Annotated in this window: 5 protein-coding genes; all 5 read right to left on the reverse strand. The window is 62.8% G+C overall.

Going from position 1 to position 7539, the window contains the following annotated elements:
• Positions 1-1257, reverse strand: a 1257-nt coding sequence (locus tag J8I87_RS42745) for an MFS transporter (protein ID WP_209938615.1), incomplete at its 3' end; no start/stop codon positions are given.
• 513 nt (positions 1258-1770) lie between these two features.
• Entirely contained in the window at positions 1771-2967 is a 1197-nt protein-coding gene (locus J8I87_RS42750) for a sugar ABC transporter permease (RefSeq protein WP_209938617.1), read from the reverse strand.
• Positions 2964-4556, reverse strand: coding sequence for a D-xylose ABC transporter ATP-binding protein (gene xylG, locus J8I87_RS42755; RefSeq protein WP_209938618.1), 1593 nt, complete (start codon positions 4554-4556; stop codon positions 2964-2966). The genes J8I87_RS42750 and xylG overlap by 4 nt, the downstream gene beginning before the upstream one ends.
• Positions 4557-4638: 82 nt before the next feature.
• Complete coding sequence (gene xylF, locus J8I87_RS42760; RefSeq protein ID WP_209938619.1) at positions 4639-5667, reverse strand: D-xylose ABC transporter substrate-binding protein; 1029 nt, start codon at positions 5665-5667, stop codon at positions 4639-4641.
• 209 nt (positions 5668-5876) lie between these two features.
• The gene (gene xylA / locus J8I87_RS42765; protein WP_209938620.1) at positions 5877-7202 is read right to left on the reverse strand and encodes a xylose isomerase; all 1326 of its coding nucleotides are present in this window, start codon (positions 7200-7202) and stop codon (positions 5877-5879) included.
• Positions 7203-7539 lie beyond the last annotated feature (337 nt).

A 7539-nucleotide genomic window follows, 5' to 3' on the forward strand; every position in this document is an offset into this window, starting at 1 on the left:
CGCAAAGCCCATCTGATAGCTGCCCGTGCTCTCCTTGGCCATGCCCATGATGACGGGCAGATAGAAGCCGCCGATGCCGCCCGCTGCGCCGACGATCCCCGACATCAAGCCCGTCTTGCCCTTCCAGCGTTGTGGCACGAGCTGGAACGTCGCGCCGTTGCCGAGACCAAAGCACACGTACATCGCGATCAGGAGCCCGATGCCCGCGGACATCGGCGGCATCCACGCGGCGAACAGTAAGTCGCACAGCGAAATGGCAGCTAGCAAGATCACGAGCGCGCGCACGCCGGAGATGCGATCCGCGACCAACCCGCCGACGGGACGCACGAGCGCGCCGATACACGCGAGCAGCGACATGAAAAGCCCCGCTTCGAGACGCGGGATCTGATACAGCGAGATCAGCAGCGTCGTCACATACGACGACATGCCGACAAAGCCACCGAATGTGATGCTGTACACAAGCATCACGATCCACGTATCGCCTTCGACAAGCACGCTGCGATAGTGCTTCGGCAGCACGGCGATCGCGAGCAGCGCGCCGAGCACGGGCAGTAGCAACACGCCCGTCTTACCTGCGCCGAACACGCCCGCATGTACCGCGACAACGAGCGCGACGAGGCCCGCGAGCGTCACGATGAAGCTGCGCATTGCGTGCGCGCCGCTACCCGTCTTCGGTCCGAGGTCTTTCGCCCAGAACAGCAGCGCGACGGCGGCGAGTCCAAGCAGTGGCAGCGCCGCGCCTGCGGCCTTCGCCCAGCCGAAGTGGTCGGCGAGCGCGGGGAACATGAAGCCGTCGAGCACGGCGCCGATGTTGCCCGCCGCCGCAAGGCCGAGCACGAGCCCTTGCACTTTCGGCGGATAGTTGCTGCCCGCCATCGGCAGCGCGACCGCGAAGCTTGCACCGCCGACGCCGAGGAACACGCCGAGAATCAGCAGCATCGTGTATGACGGCGTGCCCGGCATCAACAGCAGCACGATAGAAGGAATCGCCGACAGCGCGACGCCCATCAGCGCCACGCGCCGTCCGTCGCACGCCTGATAGAGATTGCCGAGCGTCACGCGCAGGATCGCCGCGCCGAGCACGGGCACCGCGACGAGAAAGCCCAGCTCCGCGGGCGACATCGCGATGTCCTTGTGAATGAACGGCGCGAGCGGCCCGAACATGACCCAGACAGTGAAGCCGGTGTCGAAGTAGAGGAAACATGCGAGCAGCGCGCGCCAGTTACCGCTCGCAAGCGAATTCAGCAGTTTTTTCATCGGTCTCTCTCATTGAACGAAGGCTGGTCTGGTGCGTTGATCAGGCAGCGAAGCTGGGACACGCGCTCGGCAGGTGCTCTGCTCGTTCATCATCCGAAGGCGAGTTGGTTGCGCAAAAAAAAGCGTCCCGAAGCGCATGCGCGTCCGTCGATCGATTAAATCGAGCGATCCGCGCGTTGCGTTTCGGGACGCCGTTGCCCCAGCGGCCCACCCATTTGCGGGCGCGCCTGAAAGTCGGAAACTGCATGAAGCCGCCATTGGCTCCGCGGCGGATAACGCAATACGTATGCCATCGGCCTGCATCGCGCCGTTGCGGGGACCCGGGAGGAGGCTCGACGAACCGCGCATTCGCTTGCTGCACGGGGCCGCGCGCTCCTTTATTTTTTGGCGCGGAGGCCCTTGCACTTGCATTGCGCAAAAGAAAAGCGCCCATTGCAGGGCGCCTGCGCGCGCCTCAACGAAGCACGCGGATGCCATCCCGTGGTGCACCGCACCACGGCCGTGCGCTGGACACTAACGCCGGTCGGACCCAGAAACGACGTCGATCCACACGGCGAGCACGAGAATGCCGCCCTTCACGATCATCTGCCAGTACGAGTCGACATCCAGCGTCGACATGCCGTTGTCGAGGCTCGCCATCACGAGCGCGCCGATCAGCGCGCCGTAGACCGTGCCCGAGCCGCCGCGCATCGACGTGCCGCCGATAAAGCACGCTGCAATCGCATCGAGTTCGCCCATCGATCCCGCTGATGGCGACCCCGCCGCCAGGCGCGCGGTGTTGATGAGCCCGCCGAACGCGCACATCAAACCCATCAGCGCGAAAATCGCGAGCTTCACGCGGTTCGTGTTGACACCCGACAGCCGCGTCGCTTCGAGATTCGAGCCGACGGCATAGATGCGGCGGCCGAACACGGTTTGCGTCGCGATGTACGTGAAGATGCCGAGCAACGCGAGCAGCAGCAGCACAGGGACGGGAATGCCGCCATACCGGTTGAGCGTCGCGACGAACGCGAGCAGGATGAGCCCCGCCGCGACGATCTTCACCGTGTCCTGCCACAGCGGCACGACGCTGAGGTTGTAGTGCTGGCGCTTTTGCCGCTGCCGCACCGTCAGCGCGGCGAGCAGCACGAACATCACGACGGCGAGCGTGTCGCCCGCGACGCGCGGCAAGTAGCCCTGCCCGATGAAGACGAAGCTGTCGGAGACGGGCGCGATCGTCGAGCCGCCCGTGATGCCGAGCAGCACACCGCGATACGCGAGCATCCCACCGAGTCCGACGATGAACGACGGCACGCGCAGATACGTCGACCACCAGCCGTTGAAGAGCCCGACGGCCACGCCGAGCAGCATCACGACAGGCAGCGTCGCCGCAAGCGGCCAGTGATGCGTGACATCGAGTATCGCGGCGACGCCGCCCAGCAGGCCGAGCAGCGAGCCGACGGACAGATCGATTTCGCCCGAGATGATGACGAACACCATCCCGCACGCGAGCATCCCCGTGATCGACATCTGCCGCAGCAGGTTCGACAGATTGCGCGGCGTGACGAACGCGCCTTCCGTGAGAAACGAAAAGAACAGCCAGATGACGGCGACGGCCAACAACAACGCGAGCAGCTTGTAACGCGCGAACAGCAGCTTGATGCGCTGCCCCGACGCGAGCGACGTGCGGTGTTTTGCGTGGCTGTCGGAAGAAGTGAGATCAGGAGTCATGCGACGCTCGCCAGTTGATTAGGATCGTTGCCTTTGGTGTGCGCGCCCTGGGCGTTCGGACCCAAGGTATTCGTACCGATGGCGGCCGTGAGGATATGTTCCTGCGTGAGGCCGTCGTTGGCGAAATCGCCGCGCAATTCCCCTTCGCCGATTACGAGCACGCGATCGCTCACGCCGAGCACTTCAGGCAATTCCGACGACACCATGATGATCGACACACCGCGTTTTGCGAGCGCGAACATCAGCTTGTAGATTTCGAACTTCGCGCCGACATCGACGCCGCGCGTCGGCTCGTCGAGAATCAGCACGGCAGGATCCGTGAGCAGCATGCGCGTGAGCACTGCCTTCTGCTGGTTTCCGCCCGACAAACTCGCGATCGACAGCATCGGCGACGCGGCGCGCACGGACAGGCGCTTCATCTCCGAGTTGATCGTGTCGAGTTCCGAAGCCGTGTCGATGCGCCCGCCCTTCGCGAAGCGCTGCAGCACCGCGAGCGTGATGTTGTGGCCGACGCCCAGTTGCGGCACGATGCCGTGACGCTTGCGATCCTCGGGCACCATGGCGATGCCGGCCGCGATCGCGTCGGCGGGCGTGCAGATTTTCAGGTGCTTGCCGTTCATCCACACTTGCGCTTCGCTGATGCCCGCATACGCGCCGAAGATCGCTTGCATCAGTTCCGTGCGGCCTGCGCCGACGAGGCCCGCAACGCCGAGTATCTCGCCCTTGCGCAATGCAAACGACACGTTATCGACGCGCTTGCGGTTCGTATTCGTCACGTCGTAGCACGTGACATTGCGTGCTTCGAAGATCACGTCGCCGATTTCGTGCGGCTCGCGTGGAAAGAGATTCGTGATCTCGCGCCCGACCATCATCGCGATGATGCGATCGGTGTCCAGTTGCTTCATCGGCTGCGTGCCGACGTGCTTGCCGTCGCGTATCACCGTAATCGTGTCGCACACGGCTTCCACCTCGTCGAGCTTGTGCGAGATGTACACGCACGCGACGCCGCGCTTCTTCAGATCGCGCACGATGTCGAGCAAGATCTTCGTTTCGGCAGCCGTCAACGACGAAGAAGGCTCGTCGAGAATCAGGAGCCTCGCCTGCTTGTTGAGCGCCTTGGCGATTTCGATCAGTTGCTGATGCCCGCCGCCGTAGTTCATCACCGGCTGTGCGACGTTGATGCCCGTGATGTTCAGTCCGCGCAGCAACGCGTCGGCGCGCTGGTACATCGCCGCGTAGTTCATGCGGCCGCCGGGCAGCGTGATTTCGTTGCCGAGAAAAATGTTCTCGGCCACCGACAGTTGCGGCACCAGCATCAGTTCCTGATGAATGATCACGATGCCCGCGCGTTCCGTATCGCGGATGGTCTGAGCGGCGAGCGGCTTGCCGTCCCAGAGTATTTCGCCCGACCACTCGCCGTACGGATAGACGCCGGACAGGATCTTCATCAGCGTTGATTTGCCTGCGCCGTTTTCGCCGCACAGACCGACGCATTCGCCGGGTGCCACGACGAGATCGATGCCGTCGAGCGCCTTCACTCCGGCAAACGATTTGGCGATGCCGCGCATCTCCAGTAGCGCTTGTGCCATGCGTAGTGTCCTGGATGGATGAAAGATGCGCGGCCGCTTTTCCGCCCGATCGTCGCCCGTCGGAAAGCGCCCGCGCCCGCTATCAGTTGCCAGCCAGTTGCGCCTGCGTATAGAAGCCGTCCTTGATGACGACATCGACGTTGCTCCGGGTCAAGAGCGTCGGTTGCAGCAGCACCGTATCGACCTGCTTCTTGCCGTTGTCGTACTTCGCGTTGAAGGCGGGCTTCTCGCCCTTCGCGAGATCGACGGAGAGTTTGGCTGCTTCACCCGCGATCAGCTTCAGCGGCTTGTAGACGGTCATCGTCTGCGTGCCGGCGATCACGCGCCTGACGGCTGCAAGGTCGGCATCCTGGCCGGACACCGGCACCTTGCCTGCCATCTTTTGAGCCGCAAGAGCCTGAATCGCGCCGCCTGCCGTGCCGTCGTTCGACGCGACGATTGCATCGATCCGGTTGTTGTTCGCGGTCAGCGCGTCTTCCGTGATGCGCAGCGCCGTCGCCGCGCTCCATTCCGGCACCCACTGCTGGCCGACGATCTTCACGTCGCCGCGATCGATCGCGGGCTTGAGCACTTTCATCTGCCCTTCGCGCAGCATCTTCGCGTTGTTGTCGGTGGGCGCGCCACCGAGCAGGAAGTAGTTGCCCTTCGGCTGCGCGTTATAGACGCCTTGCGCCTGCATCTCGCCGACCTTCTCGTTGTCGAACGAGATATAGGCATCGACGTCGGCATCGAGAATCAGCCGGTCATACGAAACGACCTTGATGCCCGCCTTGTGCGCCTCGGCGATCACGTTGCCGAGCGTCTTCGAATTGAACGGCACGATCACGATCACGTCGACGCCACGCGAGATCAGATTCTCGATCTGCGAGATCTGCCGTGCTTCGCTTGCGTCGGCGGATTGCACGGAGACTTTCGCGCCGAGCTTCGTCGCTGCGGCAACGAAATAGTCGCGATCGCGCGACCAGCGCTCGACGCGCAGATCGTCGATGCAAAAGCCGATTTCAGGCTTGTCCTTGCTCGCGTGCGCGAGCGGCGCCAGCATTGTCAGGCCGGCGGCCATCGCGGCGCAAACGAGGGAACTCAATACGGAACGGCGCATTGCAGATTTCATGTCTCACTCCATTAGAGTTGCGTGCGGTTTCGAATGCGAGAGATCGAAACGCCGTCTTAACCTCAAAAGTGCGCTGCGAATTCGTGTTCGCGAGCGTCGATTGTCGAAAGCTGCCCCATTTTTATTTGCACGACAGCGTGTGCCGTGCGCGCCGGCGGAGCAATTGCGAAATCTGCCGGCGCTGCTAACGCTTTTTCGCGTGCGTCCCGCTATTTCGAGGCTGAGTAGATGGCCTGATTGACGATGTTCTCGAGGCGCTCCTGCTGCCCGCTGACATGGCGCGGCGCGATGTTCCGCTGCAGCGCATCGCTGGCGAGCGATTCGAGCGTATAGCCGCCCGCGAGCACCTTGCGGCCGAAATCGCCGTCCCAGCCTGCGTAGCGCTGCTGCCTGAATGCGCCGAGCCGGTCGTTCTCGACGAGATGCGCGGCGCGCTCCAGCGCGACTGCGATCACATCGATTGCGCCGATATGGCCATGCAGAAGATCTTCGGGATCGATGCTCTGGCGCCGCACTTTGGCGTCGAAGTTCATGCCGCCCGTCGTAAAGCCGCCGTTGCGCAAGATCTCATAGAAAGCGAGCGTCAGTTCTTCGACACTATTTGGGAATTGATCCGTATCCCATCCGTTTTGCGCATCGCCGCGATTCGCGTCGACACTGGCGAAGATCCCGAGCGCGAATGCATTGGCGATTTCATGGTGAAACGAATGGCCGGCGAGCGTTGCGTGATTCGCTTCGATGTTCACGCGAATTTCATTCTGCAAACCGAACTGCGTCAGAAAGCCATGCACGGTGGCGACGTCGTAATCGTATTGATGCTTGGTCGGCTCTTGCGGCTTCGGCTCGATCAATAGCGTGCCCTTGAAGCCCTTCTTGTGCTTGTGCTCGACGACCATGCTCATGAAGCGGCCAAGCTGTTCGCGCTCGCGCTTGAGGTCGGTATTGAGCAGCGTTTCATAGCCTTCGCGGCCGCCCCACAGCACGTAGTTCTCGCCGCCGAGGCGTTGTGTCGCCTCGAGCGCATGGCACACCTGCGTCGCGGCGAACGCGAACACATCGGGATTCGGATTGGTCGCGGCGCCCGCCGCATAACGCGGATGTGAGAAGAGATTCGCCGTGCCCCATAGCGGCCTGACGCCCGTCTGCTCCTGCTTGCGCGCGAGCACGTCCGTCATCGCCTTGAAGTTGTTCACGTACGACTTGATGCTGTCGCCTTCGGGCGCCACGTCGGTGTCGTGGAACGTGTAGAACGGCGTGCCCAGCTTCGCGAACAGCTCGAACGCGTGCTCGGCCTTGGCTTGCGCCCTTTCGAGCGGATCACCCGGGCGATGCCACGGGCGCTCGAACGTGCCCCCGCCGAACATATCTCCGCCCGGCCAGCCAAACGTATGCCAATAGCAGACGGCGAGCCGCAGATGATCTTCCATGCGCTTGCCGAGCACCAGCTTGTCCTTGTCGTAATGGCGGTAGGCAAACGTATTGTCGGTCTGCGGGCCCTCGTAGCGCACAGCAGGCAAATGTTCGAAGTAGGACATGCGCGTCTCCTGTGTGGAATGGGTTTGATGCAGCGGAATCGGGCGCTGCATGATGTGACGCCATGCTGACGCTTGCGCATTTGCACGGCAATTGCGAAATCCGCCAGCGGCGCTGGTGATTCTTTCCGATAGGTGGCGCGTAGAGGGTGTGCGCGCCTAGAATAGCCGGGACGCTTGGAGGTCTGCGCATTGCTCTGGTTTTTAAGGGTTTTCGCTGGTACCTGTTTTGCCGCTATCGCGGGTATCTGTTTTGCCGATTTCGCTGGCATCCGCGATAGCGCCTCGCGGCGCGGGCGTTGCCCCTGTGCGGGGCGGCACTTACTTTCTTTGCCGCCGC

Source organism: Paraburkholderia sp. LEh10 (assembly GCF_017814945.1).
In the GTDB taxonomy this organism is placed as follows: domain Bacteria; phylum Pseudomonadota; class Gammaproteobacteria; order Burkholderiales; family Burkholderiaceae; genus Paraburkholderia.

Bases quoted from the DNA above. Each gene is read 5' to 3' on its own strand.
- xylA (WP_209938620.1), bottom strand. From the start codon at position 7,202: ATGTCCTACTTCGAACATTTGCCTGCTGTGCGCTACGAGGGCCCGCAG.
- xylG (WP_209938618.1), bottom strand. From the start codon at position 4,556: ATGGCACAAGCGCTACTGGAGATGCGCGGCATCGCCAAATCGTTTGCC.
- xylF (WP_209938619.1), bottom strand. From the start codon at position 5,667: ATGAAATCTGCAATGCGCCGTTCCGTATTGAGTTCCCTCGTTTGCGCC.
- J8I87_RS42750 (WP_209938617.1), bottom strand. From the start codon at position 2,967: ATGACTCCTGATCTCACTTCTTCCGACAGCCACGCAAAACACCGCACG.